We start from the raw sequence: 20,254 nt of genomic DNA on the forward strand, positions 1-20,254 counted from the left end.
TGGCGGGGTTCGGTGGAGTGGCCGTGACGGCAACGGCGATGCCGAGGGTCGGGCCGATGTTCATGGCCGTCTGCTTCAGTCCGCCGACCACCCCGGCGTAGCCGGGCGGCGCGTCGCCGACCACGGTGCCGGTGGCGGTGACCATCACGGTGGCGAAGCCCGCGCCGAGCAGGGCACAGGCGACGCCGACCACGGTCCACGGGCCGTCGGCACCGAGCCGGGCCAGGCCGGCCACGCCGAGTACCACCAGGACGGATCCGGCGGCGGCCGTACCGCGCGGGCCGAACCGGCGCAGCGCGGCCCCTGCCACGGGCGCGCCGAGCACCATCAGGACGGTCAGCGGCAGCATCCGCAGCGCGCTCGCGAGCGGGTCGAGGCCGCGGACCTGTTGCAGGACGAAGGTGGCCGTGAACAGCGCGCCGAACAGGCCCGCACCGGTGACCAGCAGGAGCGCCATCGAGGCCGTGACCGGCACGGACCGGGCGACCGCGGGCGGCACCACCGGCTGTGCGCTGCGGCGTTCGTAGCGGGCCAGCAGGGCGGCGGCCGCGAGGGTGGCGCCCGCGCCGAGCAGGGTCTGCGGCGCGCCCCAGCCGTGTGCGGGGACCCCGACCAGGGTGTGGACCAGCAGCGCGAGGGTGCCGGCGAGCAGGGCGGAGCCGGTGAGGCCGGCCCGCCGCCGGGGTCCGGCGGTGACCGCCGGCCCGGGCGCCCGGACGATGAGGGTGAGCGCGGCGACGGCCAGGGTGACCGGGACGTTGGCCACGAACACCGCGCGCCAGCCGAGGTGGGCGACCATGACGCCCCCGATCAGCGGGCCGGCCGCCGCGGCCACGCCGATCGCGCTGGTCCGGACGGCGACCGCCCGGCCGATCCGGTCGGCGGGGTGGGCGAGCCGCAGCAGGGCGAGCGTGGCGGGCTGGAGGAGCGCGCCGAACACGCCCTGGACGGTACGCAGGGCGATCACCCAGCCGATCGAGGGTGCGAGCGCGATCCCGGCCGAGGCCGCGCCGAAGCCGAGCAGGCCGGTGGTGAGCAGCCGGGCGTGGCCGTGGTGGTCGCCGAGGCGTCCGGCGACCACCAGCAGGGCGGCGACCGCCAGCAGGTAGCCGGTGCTGGTCCACTGGACCTGGGCGACGCTCGCGCCGAGGTCGCTGCGCAGGCTGGGCTGGGCCATCGTCAGGACGGTTCCGTCGAGTGCGACGATCATCGCTGCGGCGGCGCTGACCAGCAGTGCGAGCTGCGGCCGTACGGTGCCGCTCATGCGTCCGCCGGGCCGAGGTGGGCGTCGAGGGCGGCGTCGAGCAGCCGGTCGAGCAGGGCGGACGGGTCGTCCGGCGCGGGTGCGCGGCCGGGCGGCGGCGCGGTGTCGAGGACCAGTTGCAGGCTGCCCCAGGTCCAGAGTTGGGCGATGCCGTGCAGGTTGGTCCACAGCGCGGCGGCGGCCAGGGCCGGGTCGGGGGCGCCGGGGCGGCCGGGTTGCCGTCCGGTGGCGGCCAGGTGGTCGGCGACCAGGGCGGTGAGCAGTGCGAACAGCGGCCGGGTGGACTCCCGCAGCGGCCGGTGGCCGTCGGCCGGGTCGGCGCCGGCGACCCGGCCCTGGCCGCCGTCGGGCGGGTCACCGGCGGGCACGTCACCGGCGAGCAGGTCGTGACGGAACATCAGCTCGAACATGCCGCGGTTGGCGAGCGCGTAGCCGACGTAGGTCCGTCCGGCCGCGCGCAGCCGGGCGCGCGGCGGGGCCGGGCGGTCGAGGGCGGCCGCGAACCGCGCGCCGAGTTCGGCGAAGCCGCGGCGGGCGATGGCGGACAGCAGCGCCTGGTGGGTGGGGAAGTACCGGCGCGGGGCGCCGTGCGACACCCCGGCCCGGCGGGCGATCTCGCGCAGGCCGAGCGAGCCGGCGCCCTCGGTCGTCACCAGGTCGACGCCGACGTCGATCAGCCGTTCGCGCAGGGAGCTCTCGGGTTCCATGGCGGTGTTTCTAGCAGAGCCTCGTAGACACTGTCTACGCGCGCCGGCCAGGGCCTAGACTTCGCGCCATGGACGCCACCCCGAACGACCGCCTGGAACGCCTGGTCCGCCTCGCCACCGGCAGCTACCTGCTCGTCACCACCTTCCGCAAGGACGGCACCCCGGTGCCCACCCCGGTCTGGGTGGTCCGGGACGGCGACGCACTCGGGATCTGGACGGTCACCGGCTCCTGGAAGGTCAAGCGGATCCGCAACCGGGCCGACGTGCTGGTCGGCCCGTGCGACGCGCGCGGCAACCCGACCGGCGAGCAGTACCCGGCGACCGCGGAGATCTGCACCCCGCAGCGCACGGCCGCCTACCGCACCCTGCTGCGCCAGAAGTACGGCCTGCTCGGCGTGGTGACCCTGCTGGGCAGCCGGCTGCGGCGCGGCGAGGACGGCACCACCGGCATCCGGATCACCCTGGCGGACTGACGGCCCGAAGGCCCGGCCTCTCCGCCCGGAATGCGCTGGCGGCGCCGCTCGGCGCGCTGGCATGCTGGGCCCGTGGAGAAACCGGAGATCTGGCTCGAATTCGCCCCTGAGCTGCACGTGTTCGTCGCGCCCCGGCACCGGGCGGGACGAGCCGCGGTACGCACCGACGGCGCGTCGACGCTCGGCCACCTGGTGGAGTCCCTCGGGGTACCGCTCACCGAGGTGGGCCGGTTCGTCCTGGACGCGGGCCCGGCGCAGCGCCGGGAGGTGCCCGCCGGCCACCTCCCCGGCCCCGGCGAGGAGATCTCCGTCCACCCCGTGACCAGGCCTCAGCACCTGCCGGGCCCGGCGCGGTTCCTGCTCGACGTCCATCTCGGCACGCTGGCGCGCCGGCTGCGGCTGCTCGGGGTGGACGCCGCGTACGAGAGCGTCGACATCGGCGACCCGGCGCTCGCCACCCGTTCCGCCGCCGAGCAGCGGGTGATGCTCTCGCGCGACCGGGGGCTGCTGCGCCGCCGCGAACTGTGGGCCGGCGCCTACGTCCACAGCCACCGCCCGGCCGAGCAGCTGCGGGACGTGCTGTCGCGGTTCGCGCCGCCGCTGGCGCCGTGGACCAGGTGCACGGCCTGCAACGGGCTGCTGCGCAGCGCGTCCAAGGAGGCGGTGCACGAGCACCTGGAGGACGGCACGGAGCGGTCCTTCGACGTCTTCGCGCAGTGCGGCGAGTGCGCGAAGGTGTACTGGCGGGGCGCCCACCACGCCAGCCTGAACGCGATCGTCGAGGAGGCGCTGGCCGAGTTCGGCCCGGTCGGCGGCCGCGCCCCGCACTGAGCAGCCGGCCGGGTCCGGCGCGCGGATCAGCGCGGCGGGCCCGGCCGGGCGCGGGTCAGGAGAGTTCCAGCACCAGTTTCCCGGTGTTCTCCCCGCGGAACAGCATCTGCAGGGTGGCCGGGAAGTCGTCCAGGGCGCCCGTCACCAGGTGTTCCTTCACCTTGATCCGGCCGTCGCCGATCCAGCCGGCCAGCTCGCGGGCGGCCTCCCCGTAGCGCTTCGCGTAGTCGAACACCACGAAGCCCTCCATCCTGGCCCGCCGCACCAGCAGCGACAGGTAGTTGGACGGGCCCTGCACGGCCGTCTCGTTGTTGTACTGGCTGATCGCGCCGCAGATCACCACCCGGGCGTGCATCGCCAGCCGGGTCAGCGCGGCGTCCAGGATCTCGCCGCCGACGTTGTCGAAGTACACGTCGATGCCGTCGGGCGCGTGGGTGCGCAGCGCCTTGCGGACGTCCTCGGCGCGGTAGTCGACGGCCGCGTCGAAGCCGAGCTCCTCGGTCAGCAGGGCGCACTTGTCGGGGCCGCCCGCGATGCCGATCACCCGGCAGCCCTTGGCCTTGGCGATCTGGCCGGCGACGCTGCCGACGGCGCCGGCCGCGCCGGACACCACGACCGTCTCGCCCTCCTTGAGCGCGCCGACGTCCAGCAGCCCGAAGTAGGCCGTCATGCCGGGCATCCCGAGCGCACCGAGGTAGGTCGGGAGCGGGGCGAGCGCCGGGTCGACCTTCAGCGTGCCCTTGCCGTCGGAGACCACGTACTCCTGGACGCCGAAGGTGCCGACCACGAAGTCGCCGGGCCGGTAGCCGGGGTGGTCGGACTCGGTCACCTCGATCACCGAGCCGGCCCGCATCACCTCGCCGATGCCGACCGGCGGCAGGTAGGAGGGGCGGTCGTCGAGCCAGCCGCGCATCGCCGGGTCCAGCGAGATGTAGCGGGTCCGCCCGGCGAACATGCCCGGGCCGGGGGCGGCGGCCGGCTCGGTGACGTGCTCCCAGTCCTCGGGCACGACCGCGCCCACCGGGCGGCGGGCGAGGCGGATCTGGCGGTTGGTTCCCGGCATGACGGCTCCTGGGGCTGACATCCGGCCGGCCGGTTCGGCCGGCGTCCGGCGGCGTTCGATTCGCTGCATTCTAAGCAAGCGCTTAGTCATCTGGCCAGGGGCCCGCCCGGTGGCCGGTCCGCTGTCCCACCCGACACGGCCCCGCCTGCTCGCCCCCGCGCCACCCGTTCGCGGATGCTGGAGACCGGTCGCGACGGCCTCGGCCGGGCCGGAACCCGCCCGGACGGGCGGGCATCGCGCTACCGTCCCTCGGGCGTGATCGATACGAAGGGCGGGGACAGTGAGGGAGCCGAGGATGAGCGGGCCGAAGGAAGCGGCGGGCCGGGCCCGGGTGCTGGCGCGGACCGCGCTGGGCTGCGGGGTGCTGGCGGTCCTGGTGCTGCTGGCGCTGGTGGTCCTGCGCGGGCCGGGCCTGGTACTGGCGGCGGCGGCCGGGCTGACGGCGGCGGCCGCCGGTGCCTGGTGGACGCTGGCGCACCGGGGGCTGGTCCGGGTGCTGGGCGCGGTACTGGTGCTGCTGGCGCTCGGGGCGCTGATGGCGTTCTTCGTCGGTACCGGCCTGTGGGCGCCCGCCGTGGCCGCGCTGGCGCTCTGGGTGGCCGCGCTCACCTGCGCGGACCGCGCGCTGCGACTCACCCGGCCGGTCGCCGACCTGCTCGCGCACGTAAGCCCGGCACCCCGCCGGGCCGTACTGATCATGAACCCGCGCTCGGGCGGCGGCAAGGTCGAACGCTTCGGCCTGGTGGCCCGCGCCGAGTCGCTGGGCGCCCGGGTCGTCCTGCTCGACACCTCGGTGACCCAGGACGTCGCCGCCATCGCCCGGCAGGCGGTCGCCGACGGCGCCGACCTGCTCGGGGTCGCGGGCGGCGACGGCACCCAGGCCCTGGTCGCGGAGGTCGCCGCCGAGCACGACCTGCCGTTCCTGGTGGTCTCCGCCGGGACCCGCAACCACTTCGCGATGGACCTCGGTCTCGACCGCACCGACCCCAGCCGCTGCCTGGACGCCCTGCTCCAGGGCGTGGAGCTGCGCGTGGACCTCGGCACGGTGGCCGGGCGGGCCTTCGTCAACACGGTCTCCTTCGGCGCGTACGCCGAGATCGTGCAGAGCCCCGCCTACCGCGACGCCAAGGCCGGCACCGCCCTGGAGGCACTGCCCGAGCTCCTCGCCGGCCAGGCCGGCGCCCGGCTCACCGCGGACGCGGACGGCGTCCGGCTGACCCACCCCCAGGCACTGCTGGTCAGCAACAACCCGTACGACACCCGGGACCGGCTCGGCGGCGGACGGCGGCCCAGGCTGGACACCGGGCGGCTCGGCGTGCTCGGCCTGCGGGTCGAGGGCGCGGCGCAGGCCGCCGCGGTGGCGCTCGGCGCCCAGTCCGCCGGGATCACCGAGCTGACCGCGACCGAGGTGGTGGTCACCGCCGACGCCCCGGAGATCCCGGTCGCCGTCGACGGCGAGTCGCTGATGCTGCCGGTGCCGGTGCGCTGCACGCTCCGCCCGGGCGCGCTCCGGGTCCGGGTGCCCAGGGACCGGCCCGGGAACCCGCGGACCGGCCTGCTGCGCAACTGGCACCGGCTGCGCGCCCTCGCCCTGCACCACTGAGCCCGGCGCCCGGCCGCCCACCTGGGCACTCCCGCACCCGCACCCGCAGCGATCACCCGTACGCGCAGCATCCGGGAGGCGTCCGCGTCGTTGCTCTGGTCATGAGCCATAGGAACCCGCTCCGCGCCCTGCACGCCGCACCGGCCTCGGCCCCGACCCCTGCGCCGGGCTCGTCGCCGGACCTGGCGCAGCAGTCCTGGGTCACCAGCGCCGCCGAGCAGGCGTCCGACGCGCTCACCGCGCTGCGGACGGTGGAGGTCCCGGTGGGCGCGCTGCGGGCCGCGCTGCTGATCCTGGCCGACCTGGTGGTCAGGCCCGGCGAGAGCGAGGAGATGCGGACCGCGGCGGGCGAGGTCTGCGCGGTGTTCGCGGCGCTCACCGACCTGCCGGTGGCACCGGCTGCCACCCGGGTGCCGCACGGGTCGCTGATGCCCGTGCACTGAGCGCGCCGGGACCTCGAAGGTGCGCCGAAGGTGCCGGGACGGCAGCGCGCACCCTGGTCAACCCGGGGCGGTCCTGATAGGACGGCTGGATGCAGCCCGATACCCCGGCCGGTGTCCCGGCCCGCTCCTCGTACGACGTCGTGGTGGTCGGCGGCGGCCACAACGGTCTGGTCGCCGCCGCCTACCTGGCCCGCGCCGGGCGCAGCGTGCTGCTGCTGGAGCGGCTCGGCAGAACCGGCGGGGCCGCGGTGTCGACCGAGGCGTTCGAGGGTGTCCCGGCCCGGCTGTCGCAGTACTCGTACCTGGTGAGCCTGCTGCCGCCAAAGATCGTCGCGGAGCTCGGCCTGAGCTTCGCGGTGCGCCGGCGGCGGATCTCCTCGTACACCCCGACCGTGCGCGACGGGCGGCCGACCGGGCTGCTGGTGGATGTCGCGGACCGGGCCAGGACCGCCCGGGCCTTCCGCGAACTGACCGGATCCGACCGGGAGTTCGAGGCGTGGCAGGAGTTCTACGGGATGACCGGGCGGATCGCGCAGCGGGTCTTCCCGACGCTCACCGAGCCGCTGCCGACCCGCGCCGAGCTGCGCCGGCAGGTGGCCGAACCCGAGGCCTGGGAGGCCCTGTTCGAGCGTCCGATCGGCGAGAGCGTCGAGCGGCACTTCGCCGACGACCTGGTGCGCGGGGTGGTGCTGACCGATGCCCTGGTCGGCACGTTCACCCACGCCCACGACCCGTCGCTGCGGCAGAACCGCTGCTTCCTGTACCACGTGATCGGCGGCGGCACCGGCGACTGGGACGTGCCCGTCGGCGGTATGGGCGCCTTCACCACCGCGCTGGCCGGGGCAGCCCGCGCGGCCGGCGCCGAACTGCGCACCGGCTGCGAGGTGACGGCCGTGGCGACGGACGGCGCCACCGCCGAGGTGACGTTCCGCACCGGCGACGGGGAGCACACCGTCGGCGCCCGCCAGGTGCTGTGCGGCGCCGCCCCCGCGGTCCTGGACCGCCTGATGGGGGAGCCCGCGGCGGCCCCCGCACCCGAGGGCGCGCAGCTGAAGGTCAACATGCTGCTGCGGCGCCTGCCCAGGCTGCGCGACACCTCGGCGGACCCGCGGGAGGCCTTCGCCGGGACCTTCCACATCGCCGAGTCCTACCGCGAGTTGGAGGCCGCCTACCGGCAGGCCGCCGCGGGCGGACTGCCGGCCGCCGCACCCTCGGAGATCTACTGCCACTCGCTCACCGACCCGTCGATCCTCGGTCCGGAGCTGGCCGGGCAGGGCTACCACACGCTCACCCTGTTCGGTCTGCAGCTGCCGGCCCGGCTGTTCACCGGCGACCGCCCCGGGCAGGGGGACGCCGATGCCCTGCGGGAGGCGGCGCTGCGGGCGGTGCTCGGACCGCTGGAGGCCCACCTCGCCGAGCCGCTCGCCGACTGCCTGGCCGTGGACGGGCAGGGACGGCCGTGCATCGAGGCGAAGACACCGCCGGACCTGGAGCGCGAACTCGGCCTGCCGGGCGGCAACATCTTCCACCGGGAGCTGCAGTTCCCGTTCGGCGAGCCCGCCGAAGCCGTCGACCCCGGCTCCCCCGCCGCCCGTTGGGGTGTCGCCACCCGCCACCGCAACGTGCTGCTCTGCGGGGCCGGCGCCGTCCGGGGCGGCGGGGTCAGCGGCATCCCGGGCCACAACGCGGCGATGGCCGCACTCGGGCAGTAGGCAGCGGCCGCACTGCCGGGCCCGGCCGGGCCCGGTTCGCCCGTGCCGCCGGGCAGTTGGCGTTAGGGTCGGACCCGGACGTACTGGGACGCGGACGAACCGGACGGCGAGGGGGCCGAGTTGGCGAAGATCACGGTCATCGGTGGGGGGATCGCCGGTGCGGCGGCCGCGCTGGGCCTGCACCGGGCCGGCTTCGAGGTGGAGGTGTACGAGGCGCACCCCGACACCGGGGCGGACATCGGCGCCTTCCTCACCCTGGCGAGCAACGGCATGCGCGCGCTCGCCCAGCTCGACGCGGCCGCCGCGGTGGCCGAACTCGGCTTCCCGCTCACGACGATGGACGTCCTCGACGGCTCCGGCGAGGAGCTCGCCGCGATGCCGCTCGGCGAGAGCGGGCACCCGCTGACCCGCTACCGGTGCCTGCGCCGGGCGGCCCTCGCCGCGACGCTGCGCCAGGAGGTCCTGCGCCGGGGCGTCCCGATCCGGCACTCGGCCCGGCTGGTGACCGTCACCGAGGACCGGGACGGTGTCACCGCGGCCTTCGCGGACGGGAGTTCGGCCCGCGCCGACCTGCTGGTCGGGGCGGACGGGCTGCACTCGGCGGTCCGCGGCCAGTTGGACGCCGCCGCGCCGCGGCCCGACTACGCGGGTCAGCAGGTCTTCTACGGTTACACCACCGGCTACACCGGCGAGGCCGTCCCGCCGTCGCAGGCCCGGTCGGAGCGGATCACCATGATCCGCGGCAGCGGCGCCGCGTTCGGCTACGCGCTGTCGCCCGCCGGGGAGACCTTCTGGTTCGCCCGGGTCCCCGGACCGCCGGCGGACGCCGAGGAACTGGCGGGTACCGGCGCCGACGGGTGGCGGGAGCGGCTGCTGCCGCTGCTGCGGCCGGACCGTACGGCGGCGGCGGAGATCGTCGCGGCGACGGCCGACCGGCTGATGGTCACCAACGCGCTGCACCTGGGCCCCGGCACCCGCTGGCGCGGCGAGCGCACCGTGCTGATCGGGGACGCCGCGCACGCCGCCTCCCCCGCCACCGGGCAGGGCGCGTCGATGGCGTTGGAGGACGCCGTGGTGCTGGCCAAGGCCCTGCGCGAGGGCGGCCCCGGCACCGCGGCGCTGGAGCACTACGAACGGTTGCGCCGGCCCAGGACGGAGCTGAACGCCGCGGTCAGCGCCAGGCTGACCGCAGGCGGCACCGGTCCCCGCACCCCGGTGGTGGCCGCCGACCGGCCGACCGGCACCACGGCGGTGGACGAGGAACTGCTCCGGCTGCTCGACTGGAACACCCCGCTGCCGACCGGCAGCTGACGCACCACCGGCCGATCGGCTCCGCTCCCCTGGACGCCGGGCGGCCCCGTCGCCGGGTGGCGGGCGGCCCCGTCGCCGGGTGGCGGGAAAAAAGAAACCGGGTGCCCCGCGGCGCCCGGTCTCCCTACACTCGGCGACGAACCACCCGCCACGGGGAACGACCCGGCGGGTTCCGTGCCGAGTCGAGGGGAGAGTGGCCATGCGTCCGCGCGTCGCCGTCGTCCTCCCCCGGTCCCGGTACGAGGTGATCCTGGTGTCCTCGTCCGCCCGGTGCCCGCTGCGCGGCGGGTACCGGCTGTCCGTGACGAAGGTCTGAGACCCCGTCGGTCCAGTGCCGCGAGGCGTCCGCCGTGCCGCCACTGCGCCGCCGTCTGCCGCGCAGTACACCGTGCACCTTGCACCGTGCACGCGCCCGTCGCCGCCACCGTTCGTCCGGGAAATCGCGCCGCCCCCAACAGGATCACCCTGAAAGGCCACCGGCCATGCGCACCGCGCTTCCCAGCACGACCACCCCCGCCACCCCCGCCGCCGCCTTCGGCACCCTCCCCACCCAGGTCCGCAACCTGGGCATCCTCGCCCACGTGGACGCCGGCAAGACCACCGTCACCGAGCGGATCCTGTACCTGACCGGCGCCACCCACAAGCAGGGCGAGGTCCACCAGGGCACCACCGTCACCGACTTCGACCCGCAGGAGCGCGACCGCGGCATCACCATCTTCGCGGCGGCGGTCAGCTGCGCCTGGGACGGTCACCGCATCAACCTGATCGACACCCCCGGACACGTCGACTTCGCCGACGAGGTGGAGCGCTCGCTGCGGGTGCTGGACGGGGCGGTCGCGGTGTTCGACGCCGTCGCGGGTGTGGAGCCGCAGAGCGAGTCGGTGTGGCGGCAGGCCGACCGGCACGGGGTGCCGCGGATCGCCTTCGTCAACAAGCTCGACCGGGCCGGCGCCGACCTCGACACCGCGGTCGCCTCGATCCGGGCACGGCTGCACCCGCGCCCGCTGGTGGTCCAGCTGCCGATCGGCCGCGAGGGCGGTTTCACCGGCGTCGTCGACATGGTCCGGATGCGGGCGCTGCACTGGCCGGACGGGCCGGGCCGGTACCGGGCCGGCGAGGTGCCGCCGGATCTGCGGGCCGAGGCCGGGCGGCGGCGCCGGCTGCTGGAGGAGTCGGTGGCCGAGCTCCACCCGGCGGCGCTGGAGGAGTTCTGTGCGACCTCCGCGCTGTCCGACGCCACCCTGGCCGCGGCGCTGCGCGAGCTGACCCGCACCGGCGAGGGCGTCGTGGTGCTGTGCGGTTCGGCGTACCGCAACCGCGGGATCGAGCCGTTGCTGGAGGCCGTGGTGGCCTACCTGCCGGCGCCGCCGGACGTCCCGGCGGTGCGCGGCACCCTCGACGGCCGGCCGGACGGTCCGGTGCAGGAGCGGGCCGCCGATCCGGCGGCGCCGTTCGCGGGGCTGGTGTTCAAGGTGAACGCCACCGGCACGGGCCGGCTGACCTATCTGCGGGTGTACTCGGGCACGATCGGGAAGGGGGACACGGTGCTGGACGCGGGCGCGGGGCGCAGCGAGCGGATCGGTCGGATCCTGCGGGTGCAGGCGGACCGGCACGAGGAGTTGGAGCGGGCGGTGGCCGGGGACATCGTGGCGGTGATCGGGCTGAAGTCGGCCCGCGCCGGGGCGACCCTGTGCGCGCCGTCGGCGCCGCTGGTGCTCGAGCCGCCCACGGCGGCCGAGCCGGTGGTCTCGGTCGCGGTGGAGGCCCGCCGGGGTACCGACACCGGCCGGCTGGCGTCGGCGCTGGCCCGGCTGGTGGAGGAGGACCCGTCGCTGACGGTGCACACCGACGCCGAGTCCGGGCAGACCGTGCTGTCCGGGATGGGCGAGCTGCACCTGGAGGTCGCGGTGGAGAAGATCCGTCTGCTCCACGGGCTGGAGGTGGCCGTCGGGCGGCCGCAGGTGGCCTACCGGGAGACGGTGTCCCGCGGGGTGTCCGGTCTGGTCCACCGGCACGTCAAGCAGGACGGCGGCGCGGGCCAGTTCGCCCACATCGTGCTCGACGTGGAGCCGTTGGCGGCGGCCGACGGCGAGGGCGGTTCGGCGCTGTTCGAGTTCCGGTCGGCGGTCACCGGCGGCCGGGTGCCGCGGGAGTGGGTGCAGGCCGTGGAGTCGGGCTGCCGGGACGCCCTGGCCGAGGGCCCGCTCGCCGGCCATCCGGTCACCGGGCTGCGGGTGACGCTGACCGACGGCGCCACCCACGTCAAGGACTCCTCGGAGCAGGCGTTCCGGACGGCGGGGCGCCAGGGCCTGCGGGCGGCGCTGCGGGCCTGTGCGATGACGCTGCTGGAGCCGGTGGTGGAGGTCACCGCGACGGTGCCGCCGGAGGCGGTGGGCGGGGTGCTCGGTGATCTGGCGGCGCGCCGCGGCCGGGTCACCGGCTCGGCCGCGCGGGGCGGTTCGGCGCAGGTCACCGCGGTCGTGCCGCTGGCCGAGCTGTTCGGCTACGCGACCCGGCTGCGCAGCCGCACCCAGGGCCGCGGCAGTTTCACCACCCGGGCCGCCGGTTACGCCCCGGCGCCGGCCGGGCCGGCCGGCTGAGGCCGGGCGCCGGGCCCCCCGCCGTTCCCGGGATGCCGTTCCTGGGATCCCGTTCACGGGCGGGGCCCGGCGCCGCCGGTCGGGGCGGGCGCTGTGCGGGTACCCGCGGGTGGCAGACAGGTCGGCCGCCCGCGGGTACGATGCGAGCCACCTAGTTACTCGCCGGTAACGTGCGTGCCCGCGCCGCTCCCGGCGGTCTCCTGCGCCCGACCCCGTGAAGGAGCAACGATGCCCACCCTCGACCGCCAGGACAGCGTCTTCGTCCTCGACATCGGCGACACCGAGAACCGCTTCCACCCCGACTGGATCGCCGCCGTCAACGGGCTGCTGGACGAGGTGGAGCAGGCCGAGGGCCCGCGCGCGCTGGTGACCGCGGCGAGCGGCAAGTTCTTCTCCAACGGCCTCGACCTGGACTGGCTGTTCGCCCACACCGACCGGGCCGCCGAGTACGTCACCTCGGTCCAGGAACTGCTCGCGCGGCTGCTGACGCTGCCGGTGGTCACGGTGGCGGCGCTGCAGGGGCACACCTTCGCCGCGGGCGCGATGCTCTCGCTGGCCCACGACTTCCGGGTGATGCGCGGCGACCGCGGCTTCTGGTGCCTGCCGGAGGCCGAGATCAACATCCCGTTCACGGCCGGCATGTCGGCGCTGATCCAGGCCCGGCTCGCCCCGCAGACCGCCCACGAGGCGATGACCACGGCCCGCCGCTACGGCGGTCACGACGCCCTCGCCGCCGCGGTGGTCGACCGCACCGCGGACGAGGACGCGGTGCGCTCGACGGCCGTCGCCCTCGCCGCCGGGCACGCCGCCAAGGCGGGCCCGACGCTCGGCACCATCAAGGCCCGGATGTACGCCGGCGTCCTGGAGGCGCTGCGCGAGAAGGACATCCCGCTCGGCTGACCCCCTTCCGCCGGCCCGCGCCCGAACCGCTCCGGCCACGCGGGCCGGCACTCCGGCGAACGACCGCACCGGTGATCCGGTGATCCGGTGATCCGGTGATCCGCGATCCGGCAGCGGGGAGTCCACTTCCCGCCCCGCGGGTGTCACGGCGGCACGGCCAACGGATCGGTTCCGGCCAAATCCGGCCGATTGCCGACATCGGCCGACCCGTCCCGGGCCCACGCGCTCGAATATCCCCTTCGATCGTCTCGAACGGCGACCCGAATCAGGGGTGGACATGGCTGTAATCGACGGACACGCACGGCCCGGGACTCCGGCCGCGCCGCTCGGAGCTCCCTGCCCGCGCTGCGGTGCGGCCGACGGTCCGGGGCCGCGCCCGGGCGGTGCCGAGGAGCGCTTCCGGGGGCTGCTGGAGGCGGCGCCGGACGCCATGGTGATCGTGGACGACGGCGGCATCATCCGGCTGGTCAACGCCCAGACCGAGGCGCTGTTCGGTTACGCCCGTGCGGAGTTGCTCGGCCGGCCGGTCGAGGTGCTGGTGCCCGGGAGGTTCCGGACCGGCCACGCGGCGCACCGGGCCGGCTACACCGCCAACCGCCAGGTCCGGCCGATGGGGGCCGGGCTGGAACTGCACGGCGTGCGCCGCGACGGCACCGAGTTCCCGGTCGAGATCAGCCTCAGCCCGCTGGAGACCGCCGACGGCCTGCTGATCTCCGCGGCCGTCCGGGACGTCAGCGAACGCAAGGCCGCCGAGGCCGAGCTGACCACCCTGTACGAACAGCAGCGGCACGCCGCCCTCACCCTGCAGCGCAGCCTGATGGGCACCCCGCCGGCCGTGCCGGGGCTGGCGACGGCCAGCCGCTACCTGCCCGCCACCCAGGGGCTCGGCGTCGGCGGGGACTGGTTCGACCTGGTGCCGCTGGGGGCCGGCCGGGTCGGCGTGCTGGTGGGCGACGTGATGGGGCGCGGCCTGGAGGCGGCCGCGATCATGGGTCAGATCCGCTCGGCGGCACACGCCCTGGCCAAGACCGGCATGCAGCCGCGCGAGCTGATGCGGGCGCTGGAGGCGGTGGTGGCCGACCTGGCCGGCCCCGACCAGCTGGTCACCTGCTGCTACCTGGTCATCGCACCGGACGTCGGCGAGGTCACCATCTGCTCGGCCGGACACCTGCCCGCCCTGCTCGCCGTGCCCGGCCAGGACGTCCGGGCGCTGGCGGCCCCGGTGAGCGTCCCGCTCGGGGTCGGTGACGTGCTGCACCGGCAGACCTCGATCGCGGTCCCGCCCGGCGCGACCCTGGTGCTCTACACCGACGGGCTGATCGAGACCCCGGTCAGCGACATCGAGGAACGGCTGGCCTTCCTGGTCGGAACGCTGGACGACGCGTTCTCCCGGGCCTCCGGTCTGGAGGAGGCCGCCGACCTGGTGCTGGCGGAACTGCTGCCCGACAGCGGCGGGAACGACGACGTCACCCTGCTGCTCGCCCGGCTCCCGGCCGCCCCGCTGGCCAGCGACGCGTGCGACTACCCGGCCAGCGCGGCCACGGTGCCCGAGGGCCGGGCGTTCCTCACCAAGGCGCTGCTCTCCTGGGGGCTCGACGACCTGGTCGACAACGCTCGGCTGCTGGTCTCCGAAGTGCTCACCAACGCCGTCCGGCACGGCCGGGGACCGGTCCGGCTGCAGATCCGCCGGACCACCCGGGAGGTCACGGTCGAGGTGGTCGACGACTGCCCGACCCTGCCGCAGCCCCGGATGGCCGCCGACGACGAGGAGTCGGGCCGCGGGCTGCTGCTGGTCGACTCGCTCGCCGACGACTGGGGGGTCCGGCCTACGGACGAGGGGAAGACCACCTGGTTCACCTTCGGCCTGCGGCCCGGCGGCGGCGCCGGGGCATGAGGCGGCGGGGCGCGGGCGCCGGGTACGGGCGGCGCTCCCGGACACTGGCCGCGCCTGCACGCTGCCGGGGGCCGGCGCCGCCTACCATCGTGAGCACTCGGACACCGTCCGGTCACGCACCGGGGGAAGACAGGTGCGCGCGTGATCGCGCTGGTCATCAGCATGGGGACGCTGTTCGCCTGGGCCCTGGTGGCCGGCCGGCTGGCCCGGTGGAGCATCACCGCACCGGTCGCCATGACGGCCGCGGGCGTGGTGCTGACGGTCGGTCCGCACCCGCTGGTACAGATCGGGCTGACCACCTCGGACGCCGAACGCGCCGTGGAGATCATCCTCGCCGTGCTGCTGTTCACGGACGCCACCCACGTACCGCCCGGGGTGGTGCACGCGCAGCGCCGGCTGCTGGTCCGGCTGCTGCTGCTGGCACTGCCGCTGACCTTCGCCGCCGGGGTGCTGACGGGCGGTCTGCTGTTCCCCGCGGGCCACTGGTGGCTGGTGGCGCTGTTCGCCGCGGTGACCGTGCCGGTCGACCTCGCCCCGGCCGCCGAACTGATCGGCGACACCCGGCTGCCGTCCTGGCTGCGCGGGGTGCTGACGGTCGAGAGCGGACTCAACGACGGCCTGCTCGCACCGGTCTTCCTGCTCTGCCTCGCCGGGACCGAGGCGCACGGGGAGAGCCTGGCACCCGACGCCTCCTCGCTCGGGGACGCGGTCGCCGCGCTGCTGTGGGCGGTGGTCGCCGGGGCCGTGGTCGGCAAGCCGGGCGGGGTGCTGCTGCGACGCGCCTGGCTGGCGGGGTGGACCAGGCCCGCCGCCGTCCGGCTCGGGATCCTCGCGCTGCCGCTGATGGCGTACGCCCTGGCGATCGTGCTGGACGGCAACGGGTTCGTGGCGGCGTTCGTGGCCGGGCTGCTGTTCACCCCGGCGTCCCGGGCGCTGCCCGCGCCCGCCCTGCACCTGCTCGAGGACACCGGGACGCTGCTCTCACTGGCGCTGTGGTTCGTCTTCGGCAAGGTCGTCACGCAGGCGTTCGCGGGCGACTTCGACCCCCGGGTGGTCGCCTACGCGGCGCTGTCGCTGACGGTGGTGCGGATCGTCCCGGTGCTGATCTGCCTGGTGGGCAGCGGCCTGGACCGGGCCGACCGGCTGCTGCTGGCCTGGCTTGGGCCGCGCGGCCTGGCGTCCATCGTCTTCGGCCTGCTCGCCTTCATCTCGCTCGCCCCGGCCGACCCGCACGCGGCCGACCTGATCGGCCAGGTGATGACGATGACCGTCCTGATGAGCCTGGTGCTCCACGGGCTGACGTACGGTCCGCTGGCCGAGCACTACGCGCGGGCCCGCCGGCGGGCGACCGGCGCCGACGCAAACTGATGTCTCATCAGATGTCGTGCGGCGGGGATGCCATCAGGCCGCCGCGGTAGGCGAGGGCGACCGCCTGGGAGCGGTCGCGGACGTCCAGCTTGGCAAGGATCCGCTTGACGTGCGTCTTGACGGTGGACTCGGCCAGCAGCAGCTCCGCCGCGATGTCCGCGTTGGGCCGGCCCTCGGCAGCGAGCCGGAGCACCTCGCGCTCGCGGTCGGTGAGCCGGGCCAGCCTCCCGTCGGGCGGCGCGGCGGCCCGGGGCGGCTGCCGGGCGACCAGGTGGCCCAGCAGGTCACGGGTGACGGCCGGGTCCAGCACCGCGTCCCCGCCGGCCACCGCCCGCACGGCGTCGATCAGTCGCTCCGGCGAGGCCCGCTTGAGCAGGAACCCGGCGGCCCCGGCGCGCAGCGCCCCCCACACGTACTCGTCGTGGTGGAAGGTGGTCAGCACCAGGACCCGGGTGGGCAGGTGGGAGGCGACGATCCGCCGGGTCGCCTCGACCCCGTCGACGCCGGGCATCCGGACGTCCATCAGGACCACGTCGGGCGTCAGCCCGCGGCACAGCGCGACGGCCTCCAGGCCGTCCGCGGCCTGCCCGATCACCTCGATCCCGCTGCCGTCGGCCGTGGAGAGCACCAGGGCGAGACCGGCGCGCAGCAGCGCGTCGTCGTCGGCGAGCACCACCCGGATCGTCATGGCAGCGGGAGCACCACGTGCAGTCGGAAGCCGCCCCGATCGCCCGCGCCGTGCTCCACCCGGCCGGCCAGCGGCGCGACGCGTTCGGCGATGCCGAGCAGCCCCCGGCCGGGTGCGTACCCGGCGGCGGCGCCCCGCCCGTCGTCGCTGACCAGGATGGACAGCCCACGTCCGTCCCGGCCGACCGTGACCTCGGCGGCCGTGGCCCGGGCGTGCTTGACGGTATTGGTCAGGGCCTCTTGGACGATCCGGTACGCACAGCGGTCGACCGCGCTCGGTACGTGCAGCGCGGCCCGGTCGAGGCGGGTGGTGACCCGGATCCCGGCCTGTTCCATCCGGGCGAGCAGCCGGGGCAGGTCGGCGAGTCCGGGCTCGGCCCCGGCGGGGGCCGGGTGGCCGGGGGCGGGGCCGCCGGGGTGCGGGTGACCCGGGGTCGGGCCGCCGGGGTGCGGGTCGGCCGGTCGGGTGTGGCGCAACAGGCCCAGGACCCGGTCGAGTTCACCGAGCGCCTCGCGGCCGGTGTCCTCCAGACCGTGCAGCAGCTCACGGGTGTGGTCCGGGTCGCGGTCGAGCAGCCGCCGGGCGGCGCCGGCCTGGACCAGCATCAGGTTGAGGGTGTGGCCCAGCAGGTCGTGGACGTCGCGGGCGACCCGGGCGCGTTCCTCGGCGAGGGCGCGCTCGCGGGCGGCCCGGCGCTCGCCCTCCCGCTCCTCCTGCCGGCGGGCGGTGCCGTAGCCGAGGGCCCAGGCCGCCAGCCAGAGCCCGAGCACGCCGACCGGGATGACCGGGTAGGTGTGGGCGAGGCCGGAGAAGTAGGCGGCCATGCCGACCACCACGACCGGCGGCCCCCACCGGGCCCGCCACCGGGTCGCGTAGAGGCCGAGGGCGTGCAGCCCGACCAGGTTGGCGTACGGGGACACCACGCCGGGCTGGACGAACAGCGCCTCCGCCGACAGGGCGGCGGTGCCCACGAGGTACCCGCTGAGCGGTGCGAGACGGCGCACGGCCAGCGCCGCCGCGACCACCACTCCGAGCACGACCGCGGCCGGCATCCGCTCACCGATCTCGCCTGCCGCACGGGCCCGTTCGAGCAGCATCGCGGCGAGGAAGCCGAGCGCAAGCAGTCCGTCGAGGAGCAGCGCGCGCCGCGACGGCCGGGCCGGCCGGGACGCGGCCTCGGTCGCGGGACCGGCGGCGGGCTCGGCGGGGGCTCGCGACACGGCTCGGGACACGGCTCGGGACGGCTGTCGGCGCGGGAGCGTACTGGCGTCCGGCACCGGACCGGCCTCCCTCCGACGGTCACCGCGCACCCCGGGCGGCGGCGGCTCCCTGGAGGGTAGCGAGCGGGCCCGGGTGCGCGCATCGCCCCTCGGGGGTACGCCCGGTGTACCCCCGCTGGGGTAGCCCCCGGACGTCCTCCCGGTGGGGTGGCCCCGCCGACCCCCCCGGAGGGGACGCGTGGCCGGCGGTCCGCTTCCTAGCGTGCTCGGCATGGAACTCCGCACTCCCGCCTCCGCCCCCTGCGGGCCCACCGTCAGGACCGGCCACCGATGACCACGACACCGACGACAACACCGACGACGGCACCGACGGCACCCACGACGACGCTGCGGCGGCGGGTCGGCTGGGGCACCGTCACCGTCCTGGCGACCGGCATCGCCCTGATCTCCGCCCGCTACCTCACCCTGGACCCGGACACCTTCCTCCAGGAGCAACGCGCCACCTATCTGGCCCATCTGACGCCGCTGGTCCTGCACGTGGCGGGCGGCATCGTGGCCCTGGTGCTCGGCCCGTGGCAGTTCCCGCCGCGGTTGCGGGCCCGCCGGCCGGCCGTCCACCGATGGGTGGGCCGGCTGTACCTGACCGCGGTGGCGGCGACCGGCGTCGGCGGCCTGCTGCTGGCACCGCACGGGCTGTTCGCCCCGGCGGCCCCACTGGGCTTCACGGTCCTGGCCGTCCTGCTGCTGGCGACCTCGGCGGCGGCCCTGGTGACGATCCGCCAGGGTGCGGTGGAGCGGCACCGCCGCTGGATGGTCAGGTCCTACGCCCTGATCTTCACGGGCGTCACCTTCCGGCTGTGGCTGATGGTGCTGGGCTCGGCGGGGGTGCCGTTCGACCAGGCCTACGTGAGCGGCGCCTGGGGTGCCCTCCTGCTCGACCTGGCGGTGGCGGAGCGGGTTCTCGCCGGGGGCCGGGAGCACCGGCCGGCCCGCTCCCGCCGTCCACGGTCGCCCGGCGCCGACAGCTGAAGCCGCCACCCCTGCCAGGCACACGTCACACACGGTCACGCCACCCTCGGCCCGGGACCTCACAAACCGTCAACCACCGCCCACGGAAGCCCTGGTGGACCGGGCATCGATCCACCCCGGCACCCTCCTCCGATCAGTCACCTAACGTGACGACTTCGTCGCGGACGATGACGGAGGGCGTAATCTACCGCACCCGGACAGTGCAGTTGCAGAATTCTTCAATTCCCGAGTCGCAGCTACCCGGAGATGCCTAACGTCGCATTCATGGCAACCACTGATGTCGCATTGAAGGAAGCAATGATGATCGAGGGCGCGCTCGGCGTCGCCCTCGTCGACTACGGCAGCGGGATGGCCCTGGGCACCCTCGGCGGCGGGCCGGAGCTGGACCTCTCGGTCGCCGCCGCGGGCAACACGGACCTGGTCCGGGCGAAGATGCGCACGATGGAGATGCTGGGTCTGACCGGCGCCATCGAGGACATCCTGGTCACCCTCACCAGCCAGTACCACGTCATCCGGCCGCTGACCTCGCGCACCGGAAAGGGACTGTTCCTGTACCTCGCACTGGACCGCAAGCGCGCCAACCTGGCGATGGCCAGGCGCCGGCTGGAGCAGGTGGAGAACGAGCTGGAGCTCTGATGCACCTTCCGCTCTACCAGGTGAAGGCCGAGTTCTTCCGGATGCTCGGCCACCCCGTACGGATCCGGGTGCTCGAACTGCTCCAGGGCGGTCCGCTGCCGGTGCGCGACCTGCTGGCCGACATCGGCATCGAGCCGTCCAGCCTGTCCCAGCAGCTCGCGGTGCTCAAACGCTCGGGCATCGTGGTCTCCACCCGCGAGTCGGGCAACGTGCTCTACGCGCTGGCCGGCGCCGACGTCTCCGACCTGCTCAGATCGGCGCGCCGGATCCTGACCGTGCTGCTGACCGACCGGGAGGCCGTCCTCGAGCAGCTCCGCCGCGCGGACGACCCGGCCGACGACCTCCCGCTGCCGCTCCCCCGGAACATCCCGGATCCCCCGGCGGACCCGGAGGCGCTCCTGGACCCGGACGCCGGCTCCGATGCCGACCTGCACGGCGCGGCGCACTTCCCACGCTGAGCCGCGCCGAGGCCGCACCCGCTCCGAGCCGAGCCGCAGCAGCAGGTCCGTCCC

At 75.5% G+C, this 20,254-nt stretch carries 18 protein-coding genes; 13 read left to right on the forward strand and 5 right to left on the reverse strand.

Annotation, left to right across the window (positions count from 1 at the left end):
* On the reverse strand, window positions 1-1,264 hold a 1,264-nt coding region (locus AA75_RS30070), incomplete at its 3' end, for an MFS transporter (RefSeq protein ID WP_063794463.1).
* Complete coding sequence (locus AA75_RS30075) at window positions 1,261-1,971, reverse strand: TetR/AcrR family transcriptional regulator (RefSeq protein ID WP_033823456.1); 711 nt, start codon at window positions 1,969-1,971, stop codon at window positions 1,261-1,263. The genes AA75_RS30070 and AA75_RS30075, both read right to left, overlap by 4 nt.
* A gap of 68 nt (window positions 1,972-2,039) precedes the next feature.
* Here AA75_RS30075 and AA75_RS30080 point away from each other — a divergent pair, with 68 nt between their 5' ends.
* Window positions 2,040-2,444: a PPOX class F420-dependent oxidoreductase gene (locus tag AA75_RS30080; RefSeq protein ID WP_033823457.1), complete on the forward strand. Its 405-nt coding sequence runs from the start codon at window positions 2,040-2,042 to the stop codon at window positions 2,442-2,444.
* A 72-nt stretch (window positions 2,445-2,516) separates the two neighbouring features.
* Window positions 2,517-3,275: a Mut7-C RNAse domain-containing protein gene (locus AA75_RS30085; protein WP_033823458.1), complete on the forward strand. Its 759-nt coding sequence runs from the start codon at window positions 2,517-2,519 to the stop codon at window positions 3,273-3,275.
* 55 nt (window positions 3,276-3,330) lie between these two features.
* On the opposite strand, the gene AA75_RS30090 is transcribed toward AA75_RS30085, so the two are convergent.
* Complete coding sequence (locus AA75_RS30090; RefSeq protein ID WP_199520443.1) at window positions 3,331-4,338, reverse strand: NADP-dependent oxidoreductase; 1,008 nt, start codon at window positions 4,336-4,338, stop codon at window positions 3,331-3,333.
* A 295-nt stretch (window positions 4,339-4,633) separates the two neighbouring features.
* Between AA75_RS30090 and AA75_RS30095 the strand changes: the two genes are divergently transcribed.
* From AA75_RS30095 to AA75_RS30130, 8 genes are all read left to right on the forward strand, one after another.
* Entirely contained in the window at window positions 4,634-5,941 is a 1,308-nt protein-coding gene (locus tag AA75_RS30095) for a diacylglycerol kinase family protein (protein ID WP_033823459.1), read from the forward strand.
* A 101-nt stretch (window positions 5,942-6,042) separates the two neighbouring features.
* Window positions 6,043-6,384: a hypothetical protein gene (locus AA75_RS30100; protein WP_033823460.1), complete on the forward strand. Its 342-nt coding sequence runs from the start codon at window positions 6,043-6,045 to the stop codon at window positions 6,382-6,384.
* A gap of 89 nt (window positions 6,385-6,473) precedes the next feature.
* Complete coding sequence (locus AA75_RS30105) at window positions 6,474-8,096, forward strand: NAD(P)/FAD-dependent oxidoreductase (RefSeq protein WP_033823461.1); 1,623 nt, start codon at window positions 6,474-6,476, stop codon at window positions 8,094-8,096.
* Window positions 8,097-8,216: 120 nt separating this feature from the next.
* Entirely contained in the window at window positions 8,217-9,407 is a 1,191-nt protein-coding gene (locus AA75_RS30110; RefSeq protein ID WP_033823462.1) for an NAD(P)/FAD-dependent oxidoreductase, read from the forward strand.
* A gap of 482 nt (window positions 9,408-9,889) precedes the next feature.
* Window positions 9,890-12,007, forward strand: coding sequence for an elongation factor G (gene fusA / locus AA75_RS30115; RefSeq protein WP_082526925.1), 2,118 nt, complete (start codon window positions 9,890-9,892; stop codon window positions 12,005-12,007).
* Window positions 12,008-12,235: 228 nt separating this feature from the next.
* Window positions 12,236-12,907, forward strand: coding sequence for an enoyl-CoA hydratase-related protein (locus tag AA75_RS30120; protein ID WP_033823463.1), 672 nt, complete (start codon window positions 12,236-12,238; stop codon window positions 12,905-12,907).
* 277 nt (window positions 12,908-13,184) lie between these two features.
* Entirely contained in the window at window positions 13,185-14,801 is a 1,617-nt protein-coding gene (locus tag AA75_RS30125; protein ID WP_082526930.1) for a SpoIIE family protein phosphatase, read from the forward strand.
* 141 nt (window positions 14,802-14,942) lie between these two features.
* On the forward strand, window positions 14,943-16,169 hold the full coding sequence (locus tag AA75_RS30130) for a cation:proton antiporter (RefSeq protein WP_033823464.1): 1,227 nt from the start codon (window positions 14,943-14,945) through the stop codon (window positions 16,167-16,169).
* Between the two features lie 7 nt (window positions 16,170-16,176).
* Here AA75_RS30130 and AA75_RS30135 read toward each other — a convergent pair whose 3' ends face one another.
* Both AA75_RS30135 and AA75_RS46150 read right to left on the reverse strand, forming a co-directional pair.
* A complete protein-coding gene (locus tag AA75_RS30135; protein ID WP_033823465.1) occupies window positions 16,177-16,857 on the reverse strand; it encodes a response regulator transcription factor in 681 nt (226 codons plus the stop codon).
* On the reverse strand, window positions 16,854-18,077 hold the full coding sequence (locus AA75_RS46150; RefSeq protein WP_033823466.1) for a sensor histidine kinase: 1,224 nt from the start codon (window positions 18,075-18,077) through the stop codon (window positions 16,854-16,856). The genes AA75_RS30135 and AA75_RS46150 overlap by 4 nt, the downstream gene beginning before the upstream one ends.
* Window positions 18,078-18,407: 330 nt before the next feature.
* Here AA75_RS46150 and AA75_RS30145 point away from each other — a divergent pair, with 330 nt between their 5' ends.
* The 3 genes from AA75_RS30145 (at window position 18,408) to AA75_RS30155 (ending at window position 20,200) form a co-directional block, all read left to right on the forward strand.
* On the forward strand, window positions 18,408-19,106 hold the full coding sequence (locus tag AA75_RS30145; RefSeq protein WP_051813743.1) for a DUF2306 domain-containing protein: 699 nt from the start codon (window positions 18,408-18,410) through the stop codon (window positions 19,104-19,106).
* A 264-nt stretch (window positions 19,107-19,370) separates the two neighbouring features.
* The gene (locus AA75_RS30150; RefSeq protein WP_033823467.1) at window positions 19,371-19,742 is read left to right on the forward strand and encodes a hypothetical protein; all 372 of its coding nucleotides are present in this window, start codon (window positions 19,371-19,373) and stop codon (window positions 19,740-19,742) included.
* Window positions 19,742-20,200: a helix-turn-helix transcriptional regulator gene (locus AA75_RS30155; protein WP_082526926.1), complete on the forward strand. Its 459-nt coding sequence runs from the start codon at window positions 19,742-19,744 to the stop codon at window positions 20,198-20,200. Before AA75_RS30150 ends, AA75_RS30155 begins: the two co-directional genes overlap by 1 nt.
* Window positions 20,201-20,254 lie beyond the last annotated feature (54 nt).

Source organism: Kitasatospora sp. MBT63, from assembly GCF_000710465.2.
GTDB lineage: Bacteria > Actinomycetota > Actinomycetes > Streptomycetales > Streptomycetaceae > Kitasatospora.